General features: G+C 52.9%; 20 protein-coding genes. 12 read left to right on the top strand and 8 right to left on the bottom strand.

From position 1 onward, the window contains the following. Nucleotides 1-259: 259 nt before the first annotated feature. Genes PLIM_RS10170 through PLIM_RS10160 form a run of 3 tightly spaced genes read left to right on the top strand, consistent with a single transcriptional unit; the run spans nt 260 to nt 3,424 of the window. Nucleotides 260-961, top strand: a complete 702-nt coding sequence (locus PLIM_RS10170) for an ABC transporter ATP-binding protein (RefSeq protein WP_013110227.1) — start codon at nt 260-262, stop codon at nt 959-961. Beyond that, nucleotides 961-2,310 (top strand): ABC transporter permease, encoded by a 1,350-nt coding sequence (locus tag PLIM_RS10165; protein ID WP_013110226.1) that lies wholly within the window; start codon nt 961-963, stop codon nt 2,308-2,310. Before PLIM_RS10170 ends, PLIM_RS10165 begins: the two co-directional genes overlap by 1 nt. A gap of 55 nt (nt 2,311-2,365) precedes the next feature. Further along, nucleotides 2,366-3,424, top strand: coding sequence for a glycosyltransferase family 9 protein (locus tag PLIM_RS10160; RefSeq protein WP_196349565.1), 1,059 nt, complete (start codon nt 2,366-2,368; stop codon nt 3,422-3,424). Nucleotides 3,425-3,463: 39 nt separating this feature from the next. On the opposite strand, the gene PLIM_RS10155 is transcribed toward PLIM_RS10160, so the two are convergent. Continuing rightward, nucleotides 3,464-5,341, bottom strand: a complete 1,878-nt coding sequence (locus PLIM_RS10155; RefSeq protein WP_013110224.1) for an ArnT family glycosyltransferase — start codon at nt 5,339-5,341, stop codon at nt 3,464-3,466. 116 nt (nt 5,342-5,457) lie between these two features. Then, nucleotides 5,458-6,438 carry an NAD-dependent epimerase/dehydratase family protein gene (locus PLIM_RS10150; protein ID WP_013110223.1) on the bottom strand — a complete coding sequence of 327 codons (981 nt, stop codon included), beginning with the start codon at nt 6,436-6,438 and terminating at the stop codon, nt 5,458-5,460. Between the two features lie 317 nt (nt 6,439-6,755). Here PLIM_RS10150 and PLIM_RS10145 point away from each other — a divergent pair, with 317 nt between their 5' ends. Further along, the gene (locus PLIM_RS10145; protein WP_013110221.1) at nt 6,756-7,979 is read left to right on the top strand and encodes an FAD-dependent oxidoreductase; all 1,224 of its coding nucleotides are present in this window, start codon (nt 6,756-6,758) and stop codon (nt 7,977-7,979) included. After that, complete coding sequence (locus tag PLIM_RS10140) at nt 7,969-8,724, top strand: aldo/keto reductase (protein ID WP_013110220.1); 756 nt, start codon at nt 7,969-7,971, stop codon at nt 8,722-8,724. The genes PLIM_RS10145 and PLIM_RS10140 overlap by 11 nt, the downstream gene beginning before the upstream one ends. Before the next feature lie 42 nt (nt 8,725-8,766). Here PLIM_RS10140 and PLIM_RS10135 read toward each other — a convergent pair whose 3' ends face one another. After that, nucleotides 8,767-9,789 carry a GntR family transcriptional regulator gene (locus PLIM_RS10135; RefSeq protein ID WP_013110219.1) on the bottom strand — a complete coding sequence of 341 codons (1,023 nt, stop codon included), beginning with the start codon at nt 9,787-9,789 and terminating at the stop codon, nt 8,767-8,769. 551 nt (nt 9,790-10,340) lie between these two features. Here PLIM_RS10135 and PLIM_RS10130 point away from each other — a divergent pair. Then, nucleotides 10,341-14,648 (top strand): DUF7133 domain-containing protein, encoded by a 4,308-nt coding sequence (locus PLIM_RS10130; RefSeq protein ID WP_148227059.1) that lies wholly within the window; start codon nt 10,341-10,343, stop codon nt 14,646-14,648. 217 nt (nt 14,649-14,865) lie between these two features. On the opposite strand, the gene PLIM_RS10125 is transcribed toward PLIM_RS10130, so the two are convergent. Then, nucleotides 14,866-16,170 (bottom strand): MFS transporter, encoded by a 1,305-nt coding sequence (locus tag PLIM_RS10125; protein WP_013110217.1) that lies wholly within the window; start codon nt 16,168-16,170, stop codon nt 14,866-14,868. Between the two features lie 305 nt (nt 16,171-16,475). Here PLIM_RS10125 and PLIM_RS10120 point away from each other — a divergent pair, with 305 nt between their 5' ends. Next, nucleotides 16,476-18,299, top strand: coding sequence for a M3 family oligoendopeptidase (locus tag PLIM_RS10120; protein ID WP_013110216.1), 1,824 nt, complete (start codon nt 16,476-16,478; stop codon nt 18,297-18,299). 36 nt (nt 18,300-18,335) lie between these two features. Here the strand turns inward: PLIM_RS10120 and PLIM_RS10115 are convergent, their stop codons facing one another. The 4 genes from PLIM_RS10115 to PLIM_RS10100 form a co-directional block, all read right to left on the bottom strand. Beyond that, complete coding sequence (locus tag PLIM_RS10115; RefSeq protein ID WP_013110215.1) at nt 18,336-18,923, bottom strand: Maf family protein; 588 nt, start codon at nt 18,921-18,923, stop codon at nt 18,336-18,338. An 11-nt stretch (nt 18,924-18,934) separates the two neighbouring features. After that, nucleotides 18,935-19,738, bottom strand: a complete 804-nt coding sequence (locus PLIM_RS22760; protein WP_013110214.1) for a rhomboid family intramembrane serine protease — start codon at nt 19,736-19,738, stop codon at nt 18,935-18,937. 174 nt (nt 19,739-19,912) lie between these two features. Continuing rightward, on the bottom strand, nt 19,913-21,265 hold the full coding sequence (locus PLIM_RS10105) for a hypothetical protein (protein ID WP_013110213.1): 1,353 nt from the start codon (nt 21,263-21,265) through the stop codon (nt 19,913-19,915). Between the two features lie 147 nt (nt 21,266-21,412). Next, entirely contained in the window at nt 21,413-21,901 is a 489-nt protein-coding gene (locus PLIM_RS10100) for a hypothetical protein (protein ID WP_013110212.1), read from the bottom strand. Between the two features lie 293 nt (nt 21,902-22,194). On the opposite strand from PLIM_RS10100, the gene PLIM_RS10090 reads away from it, so the two are divergent. The 5 genes from PLIM_RS10090 (at nt 22,195) to PLIM_RS10070 (ending at nt 26,826) form a co-directional block, all read left to right on the top strand. Beyond that, nucleotides 22,195-23,811 (top strand): tetratricopeptide repeat protein, encoded by a 1,617-nt coding sequence (locus PLIM_RS10090; protein WP_041401547.1) that lies wholly within the window; start codon nt 22,195-22,197, stop codon nt 23,809-23,811. Between the two features lie 157 nt (nt 23,812-23,968). Continuing rightward, a complete protein-coding gene (locus PLIM_RS10085) occupies nt 23,969-24,496 on the top strand; it encodes a hypothetical protein (protein ID WP_013110210.1) in 528 nt (175 codons plus the stop codon). Nucleotides 24,497-24,580: 84 nt separating this feature from the next. Further along, on the top strand, nt 24,581-25,228 hold the full coding sequence (locus tag PLIM_RS10080) for a hypothetical protein (RefSeq protein ID WP_013110209.1): 648 nt from the start codon (nt 24,581-24,583) through the stop codon (nt 25,226-25,228). A 182-nt stretch (nt 25,229-25,410) separates the two neighbouring features. Beyond that, nucleotides 25,411-26,001, top strand: a complete 591-nt coding sequence (locus tag PLIM_RS10075; protein ID WP_013110208.1) for a hypothetical protein — start codon at nt 25,411-25,413, stop codon at nt 25,999-26,001. Between the two features lie 354 nt (nt 26,002-26,355). Next, nucleotides 26,356-26,826, top strand: a complete 471-nt coding sequence (locus PLIM_RS10070; RefSeq protein WP_196349564.1) for a hypothetical protein — start codon at nt 26,356-26,358, stop codon at nt 26,824-26,826. Nucleotides 26,827-26,899 lie beyond the last annotated feature (73 nt).

Genomic DNA, 26,899 nt, shown 5'->3' with positions numbered 1-26,899 from the left:
TTTCTGTACTGCAGATTTCTGAATCATAGACCTCCTATGACTGATGAGAGTGAAAGTCGGCTGTTGATGATGGTAAATGCGTGTGTTGGAGAGTACGTTTGCTGCAGAAAGATTCTCACGACATCAGACCTCATGTCGTTATGTATTTCAGGCCTTGTATTCATGAAAACGATTGAATAATCCACAGATTCAACGATTCACTGCTTGAGATAATGATGATCTCTGATCGAGACTCGAATCGACTTTGCAAAGGTTGGCCATGTCGCTGATTCTCAACCAGATTCGCAAGGCGTATGTCACGCCCACAGGTGCTGCGCAAGTGATTCTCGATATTCCAGCCTTTTCGCTGGATCAGGGAGAACAGGTGGCACTGGTCGGGACGAGTGGCAGTGGCAAGACGACTCTGCTGAATGTGGCTGCCGGCATTACGACACCCGATTCAGGAACGGTCACTGTCGGTGGGGTTGAGATTACCCGAATGCTCGAACCAGTTCGGGATCGTTTTCGATCGGAACGGATTGGTTATGTCTTCCAGACATTTAATCTTTTGGGAGCCTTCACCGCACTCGAAAATGTTCTATTGGGAATGAGTTTTTCCTCCCAGCCTGCCAATCGTCATCTGGCAATCGAGTTACTGGGGCGCGTCGGGCTGGGAGATCGTCTGCATTACCGGCCATCGCAGCTTTCTGTGGGCCAGCAGCAGCGGGTTTCAGTGGCTCGTGCATTGGCAAAAACGCCGCGGCTGCTCTTGGCTGACGAACCGACAGCCAACGTCGACGGGCCCAATCAACAGGCCATTCTGGAACTGATGCAAACCACTTGCCGCGAGAACAATGTCACCTTGCTGCTGGTGACACATACGTCAGAAGTCGCCAGCCAATTCAGCCGCGTCGAACGACTTGCCAGTTTTAATCAGGCCGCAACCTCGACATCGACACCGTACAGCATGGGAGTCAACTGATGAGTATCTTTCAGATCGCCTGGAAGAGTCTGAGTCAGCGTTCGCTGGCTTCATTTCTCACGGGTTTATCAGTGGCGTTGGGTGTCATGCTGATGGTGGCAGTCATGATTCTCTATGGAGTCATCGCTTCGACCTTTCAGCAGTCGTCGATTGGATACGATCTGGTTGTCGGGCCAAAGGGGAGCCCGCTGCAACTCGTACTCAGTTCGATTTATCGAGTCAGCCCACCGATCGAGAATCTGCCCTTCCGCTTCTACAAAGATCTGCAGAAAGATCCTCGTGTCGAACAGGCCATTCCAATTGCGTTAGGGGATACTACAGAAGAAGGGTCCTTCCCGATTGTTGGCACAGTCCCTGAGTACTTCTCAATTCCCTTTGCGAATAATCGAGAATTTGCCGTCCGTGGGACGTTTCTCCGCAAGCCTTTTGATGCGGTGATTGGCGCCAAAGTCGCAGCGACCAACGGCTGGAAAGAAGGTTCTCAATTCCGCATGATCCACGGCGGGGCGGATACCGGGCATGTCCACGATGAAAAGTTCACTGTCGTCGGCATTCTGGCACCGACAGGAACGCCGAATGACCGCTCCGTCTTTGTGAATCTCGATGGCTTCTATCAGATTCAAGGGCACGACAAACCCTTTGATGAAGCCATTAAACGAGAACGGGAATTTTATGGACTGGCACCTTTAGAACCTGAAGTACTGGCCGAAGAAGTTCGCAAACTTGAAAAACGTTACGGCGGACACGATCACCATAATCATGCCCCCGGCGAGGAGCATTTTCATGATGTTCCCATGATTCAGAAGGAAGTGACAGCCATTCTTGTCACCACGAAAACACTCATGGCGGCAGGTCTTATGGAAGGGGAATTCAAGAAGGGATTCAAAGCTCAGGCCACCAACCCCATCCGTCCGATGAACCAGCTTTTGACGGATATTCTTGGCAATATCCGCATTCTCCTGATGGTGCTCACTGGGCTGATTATTATTGTTTCGGGAGTAGGGATCTTCGTGAGTATCTACTCATCGCTCCAGGAACGAAGGCGAGAAATTGCTATCATGCGGGCCTTGGGGGCTCGAAGGGAAACGATTTTTGGCATCATTATTACCGAGTCACTACTGCTCTGCCTTGGAGGCGGTATTGCCGGGCTGATTCTTGGTCATCTGCTGGTTCTGGCGGCAGCTCCCGTGGTGACAGCCAGGACGGGAATATTGATCAATGGATTTGCCTTCCAGGCCATGGAATGGTTACTACTCCCTGCACTGGCAATTTTAGGTGTGATTGTCGGGTATATTCCCGCTGTCTCGGCCTATCGGACCGATGTGGCTTCGAACCTGAATCCTTCGTAGTCCGGCTTGCTGGTGATTATTCAACTTGGTGGCGATTAAAGGCCATAATGTGAGGTTGCTTGCTGATGATTTCTGGGAACAACATCCGCCTCGCCGTTTGCTGTTCATCAAACCCAGTGCTCTGGGAGACGTCGTTCAAGCCTTGCCATTAGCGAGAGCTGCCAAAGAACGCTGGCCCGATGTGACGATCGGCTGGGTGATTGCCGCGGGTTTACGCCGCGTGGTGCAGCTTTCTCCTTGGATCGATGAGATTTATGAATTTCACCGAGGAGCCGGTCTCTGGTCGTTTCTAAAGTTATGCCGTGAACTGCGAAGTCGTGATTTTGATTCAGTCATCGATCTGCAAGGTCTACTCCGTACCGGAGTCATGACTTTGTCCACAGGTTCTGCCAACCGTATTGGCTTGCAGACGAGTCGCGAAGGCTCTTCCTGGGCTTATCATGCGATGGTTGATCAAACCTCTCGTCAGATCCCGGCACATGCCCGATATTGGAAAATGGCCGAGGCTTGGGGAGTTTCGACTCGTTATACGACGCCGTCAATCGTGGTTCCGCAAAGTGATCAGCAACTCGTCGAGAGCTGGCTGGAGAGTTTGCCCAGGCCGCTGATTGGCATTCAGCCGGGAACTCGTTGGGTCACAAAATCGTGGCCCGTCGAGAGCTTTGCTCAAGTGGCGATGGAGCTGGCCGAACAGACGCAAGGGAGCCTTATAATTCTGGGTGCCCCTGATGAAACTCAACTTACGGGGAAGTGCTCTGAACTGATCGGCTCAGTCAACCCACAAGTGAAGATGATCGATCTGGGAGGAAAATCCAGTCTACCACAATTGGCGAGTTTACTGTCGCGACTGAATGTCCTCGTCTGTAATGATTCCGGGCCGATGCATCTGGCCGCGGAAATGCAGACACCGGTCACAGCAGTTTTCACCTGCACAGATCCCGTGCAGTCCGGCCCACCGGGAAGCATCCATCAATTGATCTCCACGAAACTTCCCTGCCGGGCGGGCTATCACAAACATTGCCCGATGACAGGTGATAACCATCTGGCCTGTTTTCGTGATGTCACTGTTCAGCAGGTGGCCTCCGCAGCGATGAAGATCCTGAGTTCGCATTGATGCTCATCTGTTTTTTTCGTTGAACAGGTTTTTTTTGTCCTAATCCAATCTACTTGTTGTCTGTGAGACCCCTGAGTTTTGAGGACGGATCTGCCAGATGAGCAGCCTGCGACCACGGAAGCGGAGTGGTTCGTTGATCGATTCCACCATATGCCCGGTCGGACCGCGGAAGACACCTTTGCGATCACGACGACTCCATTCCACAACCAGGTGGCTGGCCGTGGGAGAGCTGTCTGTGAACTCACAAGCCTCAGCTTGAATGGAAATTCTGGCTTGAGGTTGTGCCACTCGTGCCGCCAGCTCGATCTGAGGTGGGACGACACCTTGAGGTGAAACAATGCAGACGGAATCAGCCGCAGCAACAGAACTCAGAACCTTTGTGAACGCCTGCAGGCACGCGACATCTTCTTGAGGACGCTCCAGCATGACGTACCCCCACACAAACTGTATCGCCAGAAGTGATGCGATTACGATTTTAATCACCCGTCTTCGCTGGGCTTCGTAATGCAACTGAATCGTGCGCCACCAGATGAGACCTGCCGCCACCGCGAAGAACAATAGAAACAGAGAGGCGGTCGCCATGGTGAATCGAATATGCCGATTCTGGTAAATCCCCCAGACACACCACATGGCGGTCATGATCGAGAGCATCGCCAGTGCCCTGCCCCGTGTTTCGCGCCTGAGAATGGATTCCAGTCCAATGACTGCCAGCATGGTGGTGGAAAACAACAGAATCGTTTGCCACATGTTCAGTGAGAGTTGTTGCTCATTATCCTGAATGATCACGAACCCCCAGCCTGCCAGGCCAATCGCCATTGTCATGATCAACCAGGGTCTGACGAACTGTGTCATAGACTCTGGCCAGCGATGCCCTTTCCAATTCACGAGGACCAGCACCCCGAGAATCTGCCAGCCAATTAAAGGGGCCGTCCACACCAGCCATGTGTGCCGGGCTTTTAAGCGGGCAGAAGTGGCAACAAAATCATGAAGAGTCAGGAGTTCTGAGGTTGTCTCTGTAGGAACGAATTGTCCCGTGAACCAGCTTTGAAATGCGGGCCATCCCCAGGAAATTGTGGTGAATAAAATCCACCAGCCGCCGAGGATTCCCCCAATCAACAGCACCACGGCCGTTCCCCAGACACCGCGAGTGGCCAGCGTGGGGGCTGGCGGTGAAGCGGTATAAGCCGATCTGGGATCAGGAATCTGGGTGAGCAGTCCGCAAGCTAAACCTACAGGGCCGATCAGTGCCAGTGGCAGGATGCCTCCGCACAGGATGGCAACGCCCACCAGCACTCCTGAGGCCACTAACCGCCATGACCAGAATGTGGGTGACTTTTTCAAATGCAGGCTGAACAGCAAAAGTGCGGCAATCGTTAATGCCCAGCAAAGTGCCCAGGGCGCAGCGCTTCCCACAATCCGGAAAAGTTGACCATGCACCGAAAGCATGACAACCATGATCAGCGCCATGCGGGAATCGGCCAGAAGTCGAACGAGGCGCCAGCTCCACCAGATGCCGCAGGCACCGGCCAGGTACGAGATGAGTGGCAGATACCAGTAGTTCTGCACCCCGAACTGTTTCAGAAAACATGCCTGTAGCCAGGTGATTCCAGGGGGTAAAAAGCGAGCTGGAAGTTTTTCGGATATTCCGGGAATGAGCCACTCGCTGGAATTTTCTGAATTCGCCAGAGAGACGGCTCTGAGCATCCAGGCGGAACCTTCGACATCGGGAGATGCCAACGAGAGAGGTTGAAGAAGTGCCAGAAAGGCAATCGCAATGACCAGTGGCTCAATCGAGCGGCCCTGTTTGAGCAGCGGTGACAGATCTTCCGCTGCATCGAACAGGTAAGGTTCGGCTGGGGTGTTGAATTCACCGGAACCGTTGGTCTTTGGTGGATCAAGGGGTGGCAATGACGTCATGCATTTCCTGTTTGCCGGGTCATCGGTCGTGACATGAGCCGCTATCGTTAAAGCAGAAGCATGTCAGGAGCTCCTCGCTTGCAGGCGAGGGCCAATCCATTATCTGACGTTTTTGATCAGGCAGAACCTGGGTCACTACTCCGCTTCCACTGAATGATGTCCTTGAGGATATCATCCAGTGTGCGGACGGGTTTTCTGCCCAGCGTGGATTCCAGTCGCGTCAGGTCTGGAACACGACGTTGAACATCTTCAAAGTCTGCCCCGTAAGCTTCTGTGTAGGGAATGTGCTTGATTTCGCAAGGCCGTCCGACAAGGGCGATCACTCTTTCCGCCAGCTGACGAACACTCACTGGCTGATCGCTACCGATATTGAAAACTTTCCCGAAGGCTGCCGGCGTGTGCATTAAATCGATCACGCTGCGAACCACTTCTTCAACATGGCCAAAACAGCGAACCTGTGAACCATCGTCATAAATGACAATCGGGCCACCCTTGAGTGCCTGATCGACAAAGCGTGGGACAACCATGCCATAATGCCCAATCTGATGCGGCCCAACGACGTTAAAAAAACGGCCAATCACGACAGGCAGGTCGTACTTTCGGTGGTAAGCCAGCGAGAGAAATTCATCAATCGCCTTAGAGCAGCCATAAGCCCAGCGTGGTTTGGAGGTGGGGCCGAACTGGAGATCGTCTTCTTCGGTCCAACGCTCTTTAGGGTTCTTGCCATAGACTTCACTGGTGGAAGCCATAAAGACCCGGCATCGGTTCTGAACCGCCAGCCGAAGTAACTCCTCAGTCGGGTAGATATTGGTCTGAATCGTGCGAACCGGGTCATCAGCGACCAGTTTGACTCCCACGGCAGCTGCCAGATGAAAGACAATCTCCTGGCCGAGCATGACTTCGGAGAGGAGCACAGAATCGGTAATCGAACCAATGGTCAGCTTGAATCGCGGATGGTCCCGAAACGGGCGTAGATTCACTTCCTGCCCGGTCGAAAGATTGTCGAGAATGGTGACATCGTGCCCGGCATTCAATAACGCTCTGGTCATGTGGCTGCCAATGAAGCCGGCGCCACCCGTTACGAGACATTTCGCCATGGAAGAGTTTGTCCATATCTGGAGAGTCACAGGCAATCGCTTTGCCCGGTCGATTAAAAATTCTGTTCATCCCGTCAACTGGTTCGATCATAACTGACGCACACATCATAGCCATTCCGGGCGTAACACGCATGGGAAGTTGTCAGAGTCGTATCGAGAGTCGGGAAGTATTCCTCAGATTCATTGAGGTGCGCTGCTGGCCACTGAAATGGCATTTCCGTCAGCGATGTTCGATCTTTGCACATTTTGGGAAAGTGATTACAACTGAACATATTGAGATCCGTCTGGGAGACGGTCGTGGCACGCGGAGCGTGGTGATGAAGCTGGATACAGTCATTTTTGGGGGCGGTGTTGCAGGCCTGTGGCTGCTGGATGTGCTCTCGCGAAGAGGGCAGCACGTGGTCCTTTTTGAAGCCCATGAACTGGGGTCGGGTCAGACGATTGCCTCTCAGGGAATTCTGCATGGCGGTCTGAAGTACACTTTGCAGGGCATTTTGACTCGATCAGCGAGTCAGATTCGTGAGATGCCCGGTATCTGGCGAAAAGCTCTTCAAGGGGCTCCCGGCTTACCTTCGCTGAAAAACACGACCATTCGCAGCGAATTTTGTTACCTGTGGCATACGCAGAGCCTTTCATCGAGAGTCGGTATGCTCGGAGCCCGAGTGGGTCTGGCTGTGACTCCCGAAAAACTCGCAGCTAATGAGAGGCCGGATTGCCTGGCGCAGGTACCTGGTGGTGTGGCTCGTCTGGGTGAGCAGGTGATTTCTCCCTGTTCGATGATTCAGGATCTCTTCCATCAGTACCGGGATCGAATCCTGAAGTGCGATACTGATCATTTAGAATTTGAACTTGATTCTCCCGGAGAGATTAAAGCCATCCGCGTGGTTGATCCGCAATCGGGAAAAGAATTGCGTTTGAGGCCCGGGCATGTGGTGCTGACTGCCGGTGCTGGCAATGCCGAACTTCGGGCACGTGCCGGATTGTCAACTTCGGCAATGCAGAGGCGCCCCTTGCACATGGTGCTGGCACGCGGCGACTTACCGGAACTTAATGGACATTGTGTGGATGGCGCGAAAACCCGGGTGACAATCACCTCTGACCTTACTTCTCAGGGGGAGTGTGTCTGGCAGATTGGTGGGCAGGTGGCCGAAGATGGTGTGGGTATGGAGCCCGTCGATCTGGTGGCTCACGCAATCTCGGAAATCACAGATGTTCTCCCCGGTGTTTCGCTCAAAAACACGCAGTGGTCCACGTATCGTGTTGATCGTGCTGAAGGGGCAGTTTCTGGCGGTGCACGTCCTGAGAATATTCAGTTGCTCTTTGCAGGGAATGTGACCACAGGCTGGCCAACCAAACTGGTGCTAGCTCCTGTCCTGGCTGAAGAGTTGTCGCAGGCGATTCAATCTCACGAGCCCGAGCATCGCTTTGACCCCTCTTCTCTGGCAGACTGGCAGCGACCTTTAGTGGCGAAACCCATCTGGGAGTCGCAGTCTGATTGGCTGGATTATCCCGTATCGTCGCCGGTGCGTCATGTTGCCTGATCAGCCATTGTCGTGGCCATTAATCAGCTTTGGTGCGTTTAAGCTCGGACGCAATGAAGGAGCGAAGTATCCGCAAGGATATGATCTCCCCGACGACGCAGCGGCTAGCCGATTGTTGAATGAACTGCTGGATCATGGTTGCCAGGCCATCGATACGGCACCTGCCTACGGGCTGAGTGAAGAGCGCATCGGCAGGCATCTGGCTCATCGCCGGAAGGAATTTCTCCTCTCGACAAAAGTTGGCGAATCTTTTGCTGCTGGTATTTCAAACTATGACTTTTCGCAGCAAGCGGTTGAGCGGTCGATCGAACAAAGTCTTCGTCGTCTCCAGACGGATGCTCTTGATCTGGTGCTGATTCACTCACCCGGCAACGATGAAGAGCTTTTGACTCAAACGCCCGTGGTTGAAACGCTGTGCAGATTTCGAGAGCAAGGTGATGTCCTGCGTATCGGACTCTCGGGCAAGACTCCTGCCGGAGCGAAGTTGGCACTTGGTTGGGCTGATGCACTGATGGTGGAATTCCATCAGCAGAATGTCAGTCATCTGGATGTCATGCGAGAGGCTCATGAGGCCGGGCTCATCGTGCTCGTCAAAAAAGGGCTGGCTTCCGGGCAGCTTGATCCTCAATTGGCTGTCGAGTTTGTCGCTCGTGAAAAGAGTGTCTCCAGCCTCGTCCTTGGAACATTGAAGCTCGAAAACTTTATTTCGGCCCAGAGATGGGCAAGTCATTCCAGAGCCACCTAACTTGTGATGATCCTGCCAGAATCATGGGCCATCACCATGCTCCTATTCGGTGTATGTCTGTTGATAGTCCGGAGATCTCTGGCTGCTCGTCTCTAAGACGGAATCAGCTTCCGCCTCGGCAACTTCCGTACGTTGATTTCCAGGTTGTTCCCTGAATGATGAAATCGGTGAGAAACCTTGCGTTTTCTCCATTTTCAGCGCCTGGGATTCCAGATGGCTAATGACTTGCTTCACCGCTGGCTGCTGACTGCGGATATGCTCGGCCAGCCCTGAAATTGCCCGTTCGTTTTCACCCTTGATCAGATCCGAAAGAATCTGTCTGTGCTGAGTCGCCATTTCTGCAATCACGTCAGCTCCCAGAGCGGCGTAATCGAAAAGTGCCCGGTAGTATCCGCCGTGTCTGGCGAAGAAATCCCGGATGTAGCGATTCTCACTTTTCTCGATAAAATACTGGTGCAATTGATTGTCGAGCCGGGGCGTTGAAGATCCATCCAGTGGCAAGTTGCCAGCCAGCATTGTCTCCAGATCGGCCTTCACCAGTCGCGGAATGGCGAGTTCAAGAGCCCGTTTTTCCAGAGTGACGCGGACATCCAGATAGGCAGCCAGGTCGGCTTCGTTCAGAGGTCGAACCCGCCATCCCCGGCGGGGGACATGATCAATAATGCCAGCACCCGCAAGGCGGCTGAAGACTTGCCTGAGTAATGTTCGGCCAATTTCGAGTCGCTCGGCTAAAGCTTCTTCACGCATGAAAATCGCATCGCCACGCAAACTCAGCAGGAGAATATGGCGCGTGATAACCTGATCCCAGTCAATGGGTGGGGGCGGTGCGAGATGATCTTCGGAATCCAGTGGCACATCGGCCAGGTGACTGCTGACTGCCAATCGGCGGTTTCCCATTTTGACAAGCAACCCGCGCTGCAACAATGACTCCGTCGCTTCTCGTACGGGTGTCAAACTGACGTTGTAATGCGTTGCCAGGCACTGCAATGTCATAGCGCAGGGCAATTCTCGGTGATTGCGGATTCTCGATTCAATGTCGCGTTCAATATAGTTTGCCAGGCTCATATCGGCCTCATGTCTGGATAATCGATTGGAGATGATCGACGGGATGCTAAACGTGGACAGGAGTAACAGACAGGTCAAAATCTGGATAATTTCTTCTGTCAGTTGTTGTTAAAGAAGTTTAACCACAACTCGCTGACAATAACACAACCTTCAGATTCAATCACAGTGATCCAGAAGCATTCAGAACGTTCAATTCAAGTCAGTGTTTTCAGAAAAGTATCGTGCAATCAGTGACAAATCCACAGCTTTCGCGGGCTTGACTTCGGGTACAAAACAAAAGCAATGAACACCCCGGAGGTGATGTGAGCTTCGTTTGATCAGCCCCCTGAGCCTCAGGCACGCTGTATCGGTTGGATGTGACTTCAAGAAGACTCTCGCCTCTGAGTGAAGAAAACACTATCTTAAAGGCTTCGATGCAGGACTCTCTTCTGATGATCACTGGGACTGCTTCCAGCGAGAATTTGCATCCTGCAAATCTGCTTGAGCATCGGCACTTGCAGTATGACGTGGTATTGATCTTTTGAGGGGTATCTGGCTTGATGAACAACGTGATGAGAAAAACTTTCTGCTGGGCGCTTTCCATTCTGATTGTGGCGATGGCCCTTGATGCCAATCAATATCAGACATCCAGGGGATGCGCCTTAGCCGAGGAAATCCCCCCGACGACCGCACCCAAAGCTGCCAAAACTCTCAAGGCTTTGTTGGTCACAGGGGGTTGCTGCCACGACTACCAGCGCCAGAAAAAGATTCTGACCGAAGGCATCTCGGCCCGCGCGAATGTGCAATGGGAGATTGTCCATCAGGGGGGCAGCAGCACCAATGCCAAGATTCCGCTTTATGAAAATCCCGACTGGGCTAAGGGCTTTGACGTCGTCGTTCATAACGAGTGCTTTGCCGACATCCCTGATGCGAGTTGGACACAGAAGATTCTGGCACCGCATAAGGCCGGTCTGCCGGCGGTGGTGATTCACTGTGCCATGCACTGCTACCGCGATAAAACCGATGAGTGGTTCAAGTTTCTGGGAGTGACATCTCACGGGCATGGCGCTCACTATGCCTTTGAGGTCGTCAATGCCGTACCAGAACATCCCATCATGAAGGGGTTTGGTAACAAGTGGATGACTCCCAAGGGTGAACTGTACAACATCGCCAAAATAGGTGAGACCACAACTCCATTGGCCTACGGCAAAAGCTCTGCCAAAAAAGACGAATGTGTCATCTGGGTCAATGAATATGGCGACAAGAAAACTCGTGTCTTTGGCACAACGGTGGGACACTATGCCGAAGAAATGCAGGATCCCGTGTTTCTCAATTATGTGACTCGGGGACTCCTGTGGTCAGCCGATAAGCTGAATGATGATTACCTGATCTCGCAAGCCTCGCCCCGAGTGATCAAAGTGCCAGAGAATCTGGCCTTGGGGAAGACTGCCACAGCCTCTGGTTCGCAGGCAGAACGTGATCCGAAGTTTGCTGTCGACGGTGATGAAGAGACACGCTGGTGTGCTCCGAATGGCGGGTCTGATTACACGTGGCAAGTCGATCTGGGAGAGCCAAAATCGATTGCAGGTATCCGTATTGTCTGGGAAAGTCCCGAAGGGGGCTACAAGTTTCGAGTCGAGACTTCGGTCGATGGGAAGGTGTGGGCACCTCTGATTGATCAGAGCCAAAAGGCTGTTCTCGGCAGTGATGCCAGCTACCAAGTGACTGAAGATCAGGTCAGGCATGTGCGACTGGTCTATCTGGGCAGCACTCATGGGGGATGGGGGAGCTTCTGGGAATTCGAAGTTCACTCGGGAAAAATGATTGAGCAGACGGTCGATGCGGTGATTGATCTTAAACCCAAAGCCGTGTCGGGAGATCCTCTGCTCAGTGGGGTCAAAGTACCACCATCGTTTGAAGCGACGATCTTTGCTGCACCCCCAGAGATTTCCTATCCCACCTGTTTGACGACATCACCAGACGGATTGGTGTTTGTCGGTGTGGATTTAAATGGCTCGTTGGGTGCCAAGCCTCAAAAGGGAAAAATTGTTCGCTGCCGAGATACGAATGGCGATGGAAAGGCCGATGAATTCATCACCTTCTGTGAACTCGACAGCCCGCGTGGCCTCGTGTGGGATGATGGCACGTTGTACGTCCAGCATCCTCCCTTTGTGACGGCCTTCCATGATCGCGATGGTGATGGAAAGTCTGAAAAGAGTGAGGTGCTGGTTGACGGGATTGGTTTCGACCTGAAGTTCCGTGGTGCAGACCATACCACCAATGGCATGCAGATGGGAATTGATGGCTACCTTTACATTGCCGTGGGTGATTACGGCTTCTATGAAGCGAAAACCAAGGATGGCAAAACCTTGCAACTGCATGGTGGCGGTGTGGTCAGGGTTAAGCCCGACGGCACTGATCTGGAGATTGTCTCCCGTGGTCAGCGGAATATTTACGACGTGGCCATCGACCCCGAGATGAATCTGCTCACCCGAGACAATACGAATGATGGCGGCGGCTGGAATGTCAGACTTTCGCACGTCGTGCCGTTTGGAAACTACGGTTATCCCTCACAGTTCATCAACTTTCCCGAAGACCGCATCGATTGTCTGGCCGATTTCGGTGGTGGTTCGCCCTGCGGATCGGTTTACATTGATGATCCCGCTCTCCCCTCCCCGCTGGGACGCAGTTTCTATACGTGCGATTGGGGCCGCAGCATCATTTTCCGGCATCCATTGACACCGGCAGGCTCCACTTTCAAAGTGGAACAAGAGCCATTTGTGCACGTTCCTCGCCCGACAGATATGGAGATTGATGCTTCCGGAAAGATCTACATTGCCAGCTGGAAAAATGGTGGCTTTGACTTCGATAAACCCGATGTGGGCTATGTGCTGCTGCTGACTCCGCGAGGCACACAGCGAAGTGAGCAATCACTCGACTTCAGTAAACTCTCGATGAAAGAACTGGTCACACTTGTAGGCCATGAACAAGGGGTGACTCGTCTGGCCGCTCAGCGTGAATTGCTCCGGCGTCCCGAGGCTTCACAGCAAGTTACTGCACTGAAAAACCTGGCATTACAAGTTGGCAGCGTGCCTAGAACTGGCCGACTGGCGGCAGTTTTTACACTTGGTCAGATCGACACGATTGAGGCCGTCAAAGCTCTCGAAGAGATTTATGCAAAAGAGGATTGTCAAGAAGCTGTCTTGCTGGCTTTGGGGGATTCTCCCAAGGCTAACCAGGGATTCGTGGTGGCTGGTTTGTCGTCGAATAATCCTCGAGTGGTCAGGGCGGCACTGACGGCGATTGGCCGGCAACAATGGACAGCAGCCGCTCCTCAGCTTATTCCCGTCCTGGCGAACGATGATGCTGTTGTGGCGCATGTCGCGAAGGAAGTTCTGGTCTCACTGCGACCGATTGAGGTGATCGTCAATGCTCTCGGAACCAATGATCCCCAGGTGTTTGCCGGTGTGATCGACGTGGCCAAAAGGTTGCACGATCCACGGATTGTCAATCGGCTTCTGGAACTCGTTTCGAGTGGAACGGAACAACAGCAGCAGCTCGTGCGGACAGCTCTCTGTCGGCTGCACTTCCAGGAAGCACCATGGGATAAAAAATGGTGGGGAACTCGTCCCGATACTACGGGGCCTTACTTTAAACCAGTCACATGGTCACAAAGTGATCAGATTCGCACGGCACTTGAGGCAGCTCTGGAAGCCGATTCTGGAGATACGCTGAAGCATCTGGTGAAAGAGTTAAGGCGGCATCGAGTCCCTTCGCCCAGGATTGTGCCAGCTCTGCTGAAACTGGCTCAGTCTGATCGCAACTTTTATTCGCAGGCCATTCTACTGTTGGCATCGACCGATGATCGAACAAGTCCTACGTTGGATCTGCTTTCGACGGCTGCACTTTCAGAGTCAAATGACTGGGCAACGCGATCAGCAGCGATTCGTGGCCTGATGACCCGACTTCCTGATCCACAGGCTGCCAAGGGCTTGCTGGCAACCTTTGGTAGAACCGTTCCCAGTGATGAGCTGCCCAACGATCAGGTAAGTTTGTGGACAGAGTATCTGCAGGATGCCCGGCATGCCGAGATTGTCCCTCTGCTGACCGAAAGAGCGTTTGATGCTCAGGCTGGTGAACAGGAAGTGGCCTGGTCGGTGCTTCTTTCGCTGGTCGAAGCTTCGCGAACACCAGCCGCTGTGCGTGATCAGATCCTGGCGACTTTTCAGCGGGCGTATGCGTCTCCGCAGTACACTGTTCAACTGTTAAAAGCTGTGGCTCGAACACAGGCAGAGTCTCAGGCGATTCAGGTGCGGCAATTCACGACCAATGAGAATGGCGCCATTGCTGCAGCCGCACGATTCGCCTCTGAGAAGATGGAGTTGGATCGGCCTGTCGATCCTAATGAGCCCCTTGTGGGCACACTTTCGATGGAAGATGTGGTTGCCGGTTTAGAAAAGCATAAAGGCGATGCCAAGCTGGGAGCCCGGCTTTTCAAACGACAGGGATGTGTGGCCTGCCATTCGGTTTCGAGTAAGGAGACGATCAAGGGCCCGCTCCTCGCGGGAATCACAGCACGTTACAACCGGGCGGAGCTTACGGAATCGATCATTCTGCCCAGTAAGAAGATTGCTCAAGGGTTTGAGACGCAGTCATTCCTGCTGACAGATGGTCGAACCTTGAGTGGTTTTGTCACGAGAGAAGGTGGCGATGATCTCGAACTCCGCAGCATCACCGGGGTGCCGACTGTCGTTCAAAAAGCAGATATCGATGAGCGAACTCGGTTGGAACTCTCGATGATGCCAGTCGATCTGGTGAGTAAGCTGACGGTGAAAGACCTGGCTTCGCTGATGGCCTATCTGGAATCGATCAAACAGTAATTGCTAGAAGAAAAGTCTGAATGAGGAAGGCTAGGCCCATCGTTGGTCGAGCCTTCTTTTTTGTGCAGTGCTTCAGACAATGTTCCCGGGATTGCAGTTCCTCTGGCTCCTTCTCCCGCGTCTTCCTGGGAGAAGGCTGGGATGAGGGCTGAATTTTTCCTGCGGCTTTATCTCATCACATCAAACATCGTATGCGATGCCAAATGATGAAATCGGTTCAATGACCGGCATGAGCACCGCGTTCGCCTGTACTGTCAGGTAAGCGCGAGGCGATCAGCAGGAAGATGAACAGGCTCAAGGTGAGGAGCAACGTCGAAGCAAAGTAAGGCGAAGAGATATTCATTTCAATAAGAGGAAAGCCAAGAAAGGGCCCGCAAATGCGAGCGAGGGCAGAGGCACTTTGACCCAAGCCCAAGGTTCCACCCTGCTCTGTTTTTGAGGCGGAAAGTGAAAGCAGCGATTGGAGTGAAGGTGTTGTCGCAGCAAACCCAATCACGGCGACCGGCATGGCAATCCAGAGCAGTGTCTGTTGACTGATCAGGCCACTTAAAGCGACTCCAGCGAGGCCCAGGCCCATGAGAACAATTCCAGCAACCGCCATCCGAACCTCGCCCACACGCGGTAACAGCCTTCTCACGAGAAGTCCCTGAGCCAGCGTGAGGGTGATCCCCACAATTGCGAAGACAAAAAAGTTACCCCGGTCGGAATACCCCAGTTGCTTCGTAAGTAACGAAAGTGTGGTCTCAAAGATGGAGAACGCAAAGGTCGCGATGAAACTCGTCAGAAGTAAAATCAAAATGACAGGCTGGGCCAGAACTGCTGTTAATCGTTGGGAGAGTGGGCTGATTTCGGTCGTTTCGAGATGATTGATACGGTCAGCCGCTGGTAGTGATTCCGGGAGCAGAAACAGCGCTGCCAGAAATGCCATGAATGACAGCGATGCTGCAGCAAATGCCGGTAGCGGAGTTGGCGTACTTTGCGGATCACTGCTCACAAACATCGCACCGAGAAGTGGCCCAAACGTAAACCCCATCCCAAAGGCAGCACCAATCAGGGCCATCCCTTTGCCACGCTCGGCTTTGCCAGTGCAGTCGGCAATGTACGCTTGGGCCGTTGAAATCGTCGCGCCCGAGATCCCGGCACCGCTGCGGGTGATAAAGAGCCACATCAGTGGTGAAAGACCAAGAATCGTCCCATGCACACCCCATTGAGTGACGAGACCAAACAACAGATAGAAAAAGGCCGTGCTGGCGAGGCCAAAGATCAACACGGGTCTACGGCCGATTCGGTCAGACAGCCGGCCCCAGAGAGGCGAAAAGAGAAACTGCATCGCAGAAAAGCTCGCCGAGAGCATTGAAAGCTGCAGGCCTGTCGCTTGAAAGTGTTCGGCATATCGGGGCAAAAGTGGCAGCACGATCCCGAAGCCGAGGAGATCGATGAAGACCGTCAAAAAGACGAGGACGAGTGCTGAGCGAGAACTTTTTTTGTCGAGCGGTGAGTCAGTCAATGTTTCAGTTGGCATCGTATGGAAAACTTTAGATCCGGTGGAAAACAGTGGAACTCGGAGAGAATCAGCGAATTCGTGTAGTCGCTGAGACGAAGAGTAGTCTGATTCCGGGGGCCCGTGCCACTCACCAGCCGTTGAAAGCTGTGCCGGACGACTTCTGCAGATCTTCCATAATGGGAAGGTCTGCTCGAGTTCTGATTGGTATCACTGGCAGCTCAATCTGTTTCTGTCCACAATATGTTAAACAGGAACGGCTGCGATCCACGCGTTCGATCAAAGCCGACGATGAGCAGCCATCACCACCATGGGATACATCCATAATGTCGGGTTCAGAGACAGTGGTTTACAGTGAAGTCTGGGATCTGGATTCTCTGCTGCCAGCTTTAGGAACGGCTGAATTTCAGCAGAAACTCGTCAGTGCCAAGAAAGGTCTCGAAGGCCTTGTGGCACAACTGACAGCCGCACCAGAGATCGGTCCCGATGCTGCCCAGGTGTGGCGCCAACTGCTGGCGCAGTTTGAAGACATGGAAACCACCATTTCGGATCTCAGATCTCACGTCGAATGCTACTGTGCGAGCGATGCGACCAATGCCCAATTTCAAAGAATCGAAGCGGAACTCTCATCGCTGGCCCCCTTGCGTGAGCAGGTGGGAGCGTTGATTGAAGCGGCTTTTCGAACGCTCAGTGAGGAAGATCTGGTGGCTTTTGTGGCCAGGGAGCCCTGGCTTTTTGAGCGGACCTACGCGTGGAAGTTGCGTCAGCGGGCTGCCCGCATGCGGTTGCCCGAAGCTCAAGAAAATCTCGCCAATCAGCTGGCCGTCGATGGGCTCCATGCCTGGGGTCGTCTGTACGATCGCATTTCGGGAGCACTGAAGATTCAGTTGCTCGAAAAGGGTCGGCTGGTCGAAAAATCATGCAGCCAGGTTCAGTTCGACAGTCCTGATCGTGCTGAGCGTCAGTCAAATTACTTTGCTGCCGACGTGGCGTGGAAATCGATCGAGAATCTCTGCGCCGAGGCGATCAATCATATCGCGGGAACACGCTTGACGATCTATGACCAGTTAGGTGTTGAAGACCATCTGGTTTCGCCGCTGATGTGGAATCGCATGAGCCGGGCCACGTTGAATCAGATGTGGAACGTGATTACTCAGAAGAAAGCAGTACTTCTTAAGTATCTGCAAGCCAAAGCCCGTCTCATGGGTTTGGAAAAGCTCGCCTGGTACGACTTGACGGCTCCATTGCCTCGCAAGCCCGGTCAAATGCCGGAAAAATTGCCTTATCAATCAGCCTGTGAGCAGATCGTGAGTGCCTTTGGCTCATTCAGTCCGCACATGCAGGATTTTGCGCGAATGGCACTCAGGGATGGCTGGTCGGAAGCTGTCAATCGAGCTGGTAAGAGGCAAGGTGCTTTCTGCACGGGATATCGGGCGGCGGGGCAATCCCGCATGTTTATGACATACACGGAGACCGCCGACAGTATGTCAACTCTGGCCCATGAACTGGGGCATGCTTATCACTCGTATGTGCTGAAAGATGTCCCCTATCTGCTCGCTGATTACCCGATGAATCTTGCCGAAACAGCCAGTACGTTTGCTGAAGCTGTCCTTGCAGATACCCGTATGCAGCAGGCTCAACATCCGTACGACAGGTTGTGCCAGCTCGATGCCGCTCTGGCTGATGGTGTGGCATTTCTGATGAACATTCACGCGAGGTTTATCTTTGAAGACAACTTCCACAAAGCCCGGCGGAATGGCGAACTTGCCGCCGATGATTTGAGCCAGTTAATGGTCGCTGCTCAGAAGGAGGCTTACCTGGATGCCCTGGCAGAAGATGGCTGGAATCCTCGTTTCTGGGCCTCGAAGCTGCACTTCTATTTCACGGGGATTCCATTTTACAACTTCCCCTACACTTTCGGATATCTGCTCTCGCTGGGGCTCTTTTCGGAAGGGAAAAGCCGGGGATCAGCGTTCGCTGCGGACTTTGTGAAGTTCCTGGAGTGTACGGGAAGCATGGACGCGGAAGACGCCGTCAAGGTCTCGTTCGGATTCGATCTTACGCAGCCCGAGTTCTGGTCACGCAGTATTGATGTCCTGGCGGCAAAAGTCGAAGAGTTCGACAAGCTCACGGCCGAAATTGTTGGTTAGTCGCAAGGAACCATTTCGAGGCCAATCATCTTGATGTCAGGGGATTTGATAACCCCGTCGGCGCAGGTGATGCGCCGTAGCCATGAGTGGCAAACCGATAATGGCTGTCTGGTCGGCAGAGATGATTTTTTCGAACAGGCTGATTCCCAGCGATTCCAGTTTGTAGCTGCCAGCACAATCGAAAGGTTTATCTGCAACGAGATACCGGTGAATCTCATCCTGCGTGAGTGACCTCATGGTGAGGATTGTCTGGTCAAGGAACAGTTCACAACCCTGAGGGGAAGAAATCGCCACTGCGGTCCATAGGGAATGAGTCTGGCCAGCCAGCCTTTGGAGTTGTTGAGCAGCACGGTCAAAGTCCCCCGGCTTATCAAGGATCTCACCCGAGATTTCTGCGACTTGATCACTGCCAATGACGATCGAATCGGGATGTTTCTGCCACACCGCCTGTGATTTTGCAGTCGCCAGTTCCTGAGCCAGACGAGAGGCCTCAAGACGCTGCTCTTTCCAACGAGATTCATCAACACCCGGCGACTGGCAAGTGAAGGGAATCTGCAGGCGTTCGAGGAGTTCTCGCCGGTACTTCGATGTGCTGGCCAGAATGAGAGGGAGCGGATGGGCCATGTTCTACAGCTTCAATAGTAACCGCGCTCAGCGATTGGATCGTGGAGTTCGCCAGCTTGCAGCCAGCCAAACGCACGCAGAATCGCAGCGAGAATGACCCCACTCACGAGACCACCCAGGTGAGTCCACCATGTCATTTCAATCAGCGGGAAATGGCCAATTCGAGAGAGAGCCCATTGCAGAATGATCCAGACAATCACGAGATAGATCGCTGGTACCTGTATGCGGCGAAACATTTGGCCAAACGGCGTCAGTGTCACTATCTGGGCACTCGGGAAAATGACCATGTAAGCGCCAATCACGCCGGCAACAGCACCCGAAGCACCAATCGTAAGCTTGACCGACTCACTTCCCATGAATAAGACCAGCAAGCCCGAAAAAACACCGCATAACAGGTAGAAGCAGAGATAACCAACATGCCCGAAGCGGTCTTCGACGTTATCTCCAAAAATCGCCAGAAACCACAGATTGATGAGTAGTTGCAGCCAGCCGGCATGCAGAAACAGGCTCGTCACGAGAGTTGCCAGTGGAGAAATCGGCGATGGTTCGATCGTCAACACAATCGGCGCGAGATCGGGCTTGGGAATGGAACCGATCGCATCAGTGGAATTCGCAGTCAGGGGAGTCATCCGGGCGATATAAGCCTGATTCCCCGACGTCACACGAATGGGCATGAGACCGAAATCTTCAATAATCTGCTGATCGCGACCTGCTGCAAAAAACTGAATGAGAAACACGGCAGCACAGGCTGCAATGATTCCGTAATTGGTCACACTCAGACGACGAGCTGAGATCGAATCATACAAAGGAATCATGACGTGGGATTGACCTGCTCAGGATCCGTGTCTTCCGCAAGTTCATAAATCAGGAACTGGATCTCTGAATATGACAACTTGCGGTGAATAGGTTGAGTTTGCAGGCAGAGTTTATCCCGAGGCGAGTTCAAGAGCGAGAGGAGAAGCCCCGAGATTCTCGTCGCCAACGAAAGTTCATTTGTCCTCAGAAGTCTTGGGATCCGGCTTCATGTCCGCATCGGACTTCATCGCTGGATCGGGCTTCATCTCCATGTCCATCCCTTTTTTGTCAGGCATCTCCTGGGGATCTTTCATTCCCTTTTCGTCGTCCTTCATCTCCATGTTCCCCGGAGCAGGTTGCGCTGCATCTGGAGGATTGACGGGCTCTGCCTTGGAATCAGGAAGAGGATCAGAGGTCACAGTTACCTCGAGTTGAACGGGCAAGAGCGTCTGATTGCCAATCGGGCGGCCTTCGATACTAAAGTTTTTCACACCAGGAGGGAGCAGGAACCAGAGGAGCGGGCCATCTTCGGCCACACAGCGATACGAGTTGCCATCGCCAGTCTTTGCCACAAGATGGAACCCCAGTGGCCCCACAAGTTGTGGCAAAGCGAAAGAATCTCGAAAGCGGGGAATTTCGCCGGGTGTTCCCTTGCCCGATAGCTGACGGCCATACGCTTCGACGAATTCGCTGCCGGAAGTTTTCAGCAGGTCCAGTTGAGGCTTGGCGAGCGTCTCAAAATTCTTCTGAAAGTATTCTCGAATGGGAGATTCTGTAGGAATTTCGACAGCGACAAATTGAGTCTGCTTACCTCGATTGACGGCAATGTTCAGTTCATCCCCTTTGGCGGAGATGTAGATTTCCATGACGGAACTCAACAGCGGGAGCTGGTTTCGCTCCAGAGCGCTGAACACCTTCTCGCGAGTCGCTTCATCCACCATGAGTGACGTCGACCGAACAGAGACCTTCGGGATAGATTCGGGCGCATGTGCGTAGGCTTTGACCTGTTCTTTCAAGATCGATTTTTGAGTCGACCACCAATAGCCCGCTCCACCCAGGCAGGTCACCAGAATGACGGCCACAACCCCCATGAGCAGACCAGTGCTGTCGCCACGACGACGAACTTTGACTGTTCTCGGTTTCTTGGAAGTTGTCTGTGTGACCTCGACTGGTGAGACAGCGCTGCTCGCGCTGGATGGTGCCGCATGCCTGGAAGCGGCGGGAGAAACTTCTTGTCCAGTCGCTTCATCGACTGATGAGAATTCGACTTCGAGTTCGTCGTGCTCGTTGGGCTTGGGGATGGACGCGACTTTTGCAGCGGCAGGTATGGCTGACGAACTCGTTCTGGTCGCAGCTGAGGATTTTGTGGCAGGGCCTGCCGCGGCAACTGGAGCAGGTGCTGCTTCTGGTGGAGCAGCCGGGAGCGTCGACTTTTTTGGAACTTTGATCTTCTTGCGGCAACGCGGGCATTCACCACCACGCCCTCCGGCGCGATCAGGGACGCGGATGTGCGCTTGGCAGTGGACGCACAAAAATTCAATCGTCATGCGAATCTGGCCCGGTCTGGAAAGTCGTTGTCGAGGCGAGATGTCTTGCGGCATCAAGTACGAAGAACCCAGACAAAGAACTTACCATTTTCCCGGCACAATCGGGAGGCCACGGGCTATCCCGATCAATTGGCTGCTGAAGTCTCGTTAGAATCGCAGCTCATGGGGCGCAAAACAAGGAAAATCGAACTGAAGAGGGACAGACATCTGCCCATCCACCAGTTTGCTCCAGAATAGTCTGGCTTCGTATTGAACATCATCAGGCAGTACCTCGAGGGGGCTCAGGCACAAAGAGACGTCCTGTGATTGAACAATGGCCCGAACTTGACGAGTCGTTTGAGTCGCCGGATCAAACCCCCAGAGTTCAAAACGAACCTTCCCCTGCTGATGATCATGCACCAGCTCGGCAGGTTCCCGGCCATAGGTATTCGAGGCGGAGGCAATGAGAGATGAAGTCGCGAAGAGCTGGAAGAGGGCAGGATTCTCGGGAGCAGGCTCAGGCCGGATGAAAAGGTAATTCGCAGAATCGTCCGCAGTGCTCCAGAAGGCTGCGAGTTGCTGGATCTGCGGGTGTATCCAGGGAGCAGCGAGCAAAAGGAGTAAACAACTCGTGAAGAGTGAACTCGAATTCCGCATGTTGGCTGCCTCCCTTGAACAAAGCCGACGGCGGAAGAGCAGTTTCCGAATCGACTGTGTTGATGAAGTTATCGGGAATTCGGGAATCGGACAATACGACAATTCAGAAATTGATGGAATGTTGGGGGTTGGGGGTTGGGAGTTGGGAGTTGGGAGTTGGGAGTTGGGAGTTGGGAGTTGGGAGTTGGTTAGTGTTCAGGTACAGTTAGGTGGCCGAAGAGGCTTATTTGCCGGTGGGAAAGCGGATGGGGTGGGAGATTCGTGGTTGAAGCGGCGGTGGTGACAATGGAGGCGTGGAAATCTCCGACGCCTTGGCCGCCGCCGAGATCACCAAAGAAGAACCGCCTCATATTTCCAACTCGGCAATGGCCAGAGAGGCGATGCGATCTGTCATTAGATTCTGGTTCCGTGGACACACGAAAATGAAAAAAACGTCGCTTCAGTTTAGAGATTCGGCACTGTGCAAAGCCTTGATTGTTCTACTGGTCTTATGCTTGGTGCCTGCGGTATGTGATAGTGCCGATGATCGTGTGGTCAGCAGCGATGACGCAATAACACTCGTCGACGCATGGGACGGTGTGTCGATGCCACTTTACTCGCTTGATGAATTCCTGGAGTTCACCGAAATCGGGGCCAAATTGCTGGAGAAAACCAAGGATCCTCGTCATCCAGAATTTCTGAGAAAGAAATCGATTTTGCTTCGGGCAAAGCGAGAACTGGTTCGTACAATTGAAACGCTTGAAATGGCATCCAGTCTCTATCCGGAACATCCCGGATTGGCCGGCATGTGGTGCGAAGCCATGTGGTTTGGCAACAAAGATCGAAACGCCGCATATGCGAAAGTCAAAGCATTACGACGGTCACATCCTGAATCAGTCGATGTTGCCAAGAGCCTGGCAATAATTGCCTATCAGAATGGAGATGCAACAATCGCCGCTCATTCAGCTTCAAAGGTGCTAGAAGCCAATCCGTATGATCAGGAGTCGTGTCTGACTCTTGCATCGGCTTTGAATGAGAATATGAAGCCAATTAAGGCCATTGAAGTCACCGAGCGATCGCTTGTGAATGGCTCTGGTGTCCACCGGAACGCTTACACCCAACTTTTAGGATTGCGTGGCGTCTTGCTGGGTGAATGTGGACGCTTCAAGGAAGCAGAGCTCTGTCTAAAAAGCTCGCGACACGATGGGCATAAAAGCTTTGCGACAAATTACATGCTTCACAGAACTTTGATTGAGTCCGGGAGGTACAGAGAAGCGGAACTTTTTTTGGAAACCTTGGATCAGGATGAAAAAACGCACCCACGCATCAGCCTTTTGTTGGCAGCTCATCATGTCCACAATGGCCGATTGAAAGAAGCTGAGGCGATTGTGTCACAAGTGGATCGTTCTGCTTGCCTATTTGAGTATGATGCGCTCGTTGTGAAGATTCTAATCAAGAAAGAGAAATACTTTGAGGCCTATAAAGTTCTTAAGGGTTCTGATGTTTCGCCCATGAGCCCAGACTACTTAGTCGATCATGCTGTCATGAAGCTGTATTTTCACAAGGCTTACGCTGTTGGCGAGATGAGTGAAGAGGAAATCAAGATGGTCTGCGCGGCGCTTGATCTGGAGAGAGTACCGCAAGTTGAAGGGGACTGTGGTTTGGTAATGGCGTTTTCTGTTGAGAGTCAAATACTCTCAGCGGTCATGAAGCGGAGCCTTGATCCCAACAACAAGTCCGTCGAGATCAATGAGAATAAGAATGGATCCCGGTTTATTGATGAAAAGCAACAAGCGAATCTGAAGTCGGCTTTGAGTGTGCTGCGGCAGGATGATGTGAGTGAAAATGAGCTTGTGAATGTGTTGAGACAGAATAGTGTGATTGGGTTAAGGGCACCAGTTCTGATGTTTGTAGATCGCGATGCTGAATAGCCACTTCAAACAGCTATGATTTAATGCAATGATCACCTTTGATGAGCGTTGGTGCTGATGCAAATTGCAACTTGAACAGCACCTCAAGAAGATAAATATATCGGCTTTTGCAAAATGTTATGCTGTAGAGTCCTTGCGAGGATCAGGAGCGATTGCAATGGAGCCGTTGAAGTATCCGACGCCCTGGCCGCCGCCGAGGCGGGAACGCGACCGCTTTGATCGGATTCCTCTGCTGGGTGGATTGTTGCGAAGCATTCTCACGGGGAGTCCGCATGACACACTGCTGGAGGGACTGCTGGTTCAAATTGTCGAGCAATTGAAAGCTCGTATAGCGCCACATCCGGCTTGGCCCAACAATCCGGTGGAGATTGAGATCGTCAAGGCGTTGTCGAAGGCGATCTTTGAGGAGAAGTGGATCGAAACCGCTTATCTGCATCCCGACGATCCACTGTTCCTCCTGTGGTGGGGGCCGTTTGATGATTTGACCCCATTGATATTTTGCATTGCACTTCAAAAACCCCATTTGAAGGGGCGGCTAACAAGGGAAGAGATATTGCATTGTGCTTTCGAAGGCTCATCCTCGGGATGTAATCGCCACGATCCTTATTGGTGTCCCACAACGGTTCGCGAGTTTACAGAACGTCTGGCTGAAAAGGTCAGAGAAGTCTCTCTTTGTCAGGCATAGTGCTTGTTGTTCGAAGCTGCGTTTTGTGAAATATCGATTATGTAGATTCATTATGCGGCTCATGTCATTTCCTGGGGCTTCGCCATGTTCATCTCTCTGAGGCGAGGACGAAACCCGCCGGCCATTGTCAGCCGTAGGCTTGTAATCAAACTGGTGGTCGCGATCTGCTGTTGTCTGGTTCTGCGCGTTGTTCAAGTTCAGTTCCTGAATTGGCAGCGCAGTCTGGCGATGGAGTCCTGGCGGCTGAAGTATCGGACGGTGGATTGCTCGGGGCATGCCGATGAATTCGCGAATTTCGTGCATACCGGGTCTGCCAGCTTGGATCGAACTCTCCTGCCCCGCACGGAGAGCGGTGATATGGTTATCGGTTGCGAAGGTGGTAACGTAATTGTGCAGGGTGTGTTGGACGATGATCCGCAGCTCGGATACCGATTGCGACTCAACGATGGGACTTTCATTTGTCCTGCGGGCTCCACCAATGAATGCAAGCTAATTGCGGGATACATGGGAGTTGATCGCCTGAGGCTGGAAGGTCGTTTGCTTCGTGTATGGTATCCAAAGTGGGGAACCCGCCAGATGACGTTATGGCAGCGATTGTTGATTGGTGGCCGTGTGAATATGCACTGGCATCCTTCGGGATATTGCTACTTCCTGAAGGATTGGAAGGTGATCCCTTTGGCGGAGGATGCGGGGTTGGCTGGTGAGGGGGTTCAACCAAATGGTTTGGAGTAAAGTGACGGGTGACGGTGATTTGGGCGTCGTGAGTGTAATGTGGTTTGAACAGGCAGGCGGGAGCCTGCCCTATAAAAACTGACACATCAAAATTGACAAGTCCATGCCACACCGCAAAACTGAAACAATATTCTACCGCACTTTGGCGGTCGAATACCTGTATGGTCGCAGAGGGCGCTTCGGTGGGCATTGACTACAGCTACGAGATCGTCGCCCCACGGAAAGCCGTCATTCGGCTGGTCGAATCGCTGGCCTCGCACCTTGTGCCCGACGATGCCGACCGCTTGTTGTCGGCCGTCCGCAAAGCTCCCGAGCGGCTGATGGCAGTCGCCCGGCGCGGCCAGTACGAAACCCATGACCTTTGCCTGTCGTTCCTGTTCGCACCGGACGATCGAATCGCTGAACACGGCGGGAACGACCGGCTGTCCGACCCGGTCTCCGGCCGCGTGGCTATCGGGTGCGTGTGGAGTTCGCTGCGGTGCGGCGACCGCTTTGCGTTGTTCCGCGGCACGGCGGCGACCTCCGGGATGAGCCACCTATTCGAGTCGTCGCCCAACATTCGGGCTGCGTTCACCAAGATCGGGCAGGATGCGGGCGCGTGGCTGGTCGCGTTCGACGATGAGCAGGACGATTTGCTCGGGGTGTGGCCGCATGCCCGACGAATGGGAGAAGGCGTAGTGGACGAGTTGGTGCGGGACTGCGAGTATGAGCTGCGGGTCGATGAGTATTGCGATGCCGTACTGCGGGCGTTTGGGGTCAGCGCCGGTGGCTAGGTCCAAGACGCATGGTGGCACAGGTTGCTCGTCATCGAGCTACCTGTGTGCCAGCGGCATAAGAGTTATTTGCTGGAAGAAGTGCCCTGCAGGTTCCTCGGGATCTGAGGCGGATTGTTGCATGAATTGCAGCTTTGCCAGTGCTCTTCTTTGGCTTGAACATCCCGTCAGAAAGCAGAGTTTCAGCCTCGATCACCCGGCCAAGGGATTAAAAACTTTTGGTGAACTCATCTCAGTCTCGTTAACCTCTTGTGGCGTTGCCACCCAAGTAGATTGAGTACAGTCAATCTGGGCCACCCTGCGAATCTCTTTTCTTTTTTGGCCATTGGCCACGGCGAAGACATGGGTAAAAACGTGGATCCATTTTACGGCCGGATGTCGGCAATTGGCGAAAAGCTCAAGGCACTTGGATGGATCGAGAAGTTAGATTCGGATAGACAGGACATCTGGTATGAATGGACCGACGTAGGAAAGACACACTTCGACACATTTTTCTCTGACATGGAGTCCACAAAAAAGTTTTCTCGAGAGGAAATGGAATTTGTAGCGAAAAACATTTTCTATCTCGGCATAAAGACAAAGTGCGAAAGAGAATATCTGCTTGTCAGTTTAACCGACACATTCGACCTCTGGGGGAATGAAAGGTTGGTTGCGGTTACCGGCAGTTTGAGATCAGAATTTAAACGTCAGGACATATTTGATTTTGTCAGTTGGATCTACGCCAACAATGACTGTGAAATCGTTATTTACCGCTGGAATAGTCTCCATGACTGGGTTATGCGGATTCCATCCGGTGTTTACAAACTAAAAAGTCCGCCTAACTAGCGCATGCACCGGAACGGCGCGCGGCGCGTGTTGTGACTGCACTGCCTTTCCTTGCCGCCCGGTGATGCGGATC

The sequence above is a fragment of the Planctopirus limnophila DSM 3776 genome, from assembly GCF_000092105.1.
GTDB classification, from domain to species: domain Bacteria; phylum Planctomycetota; class Planctomycetia; order Planctomycetales; family Planctomycetaceae; genus Planctopirus; species Planctopirus limnophila.
The sequence above is the reverse complement of the archived record's forward strand: the minus strand, read 5'-3'. Positions and strand labels throughout refer to the sequence as shown.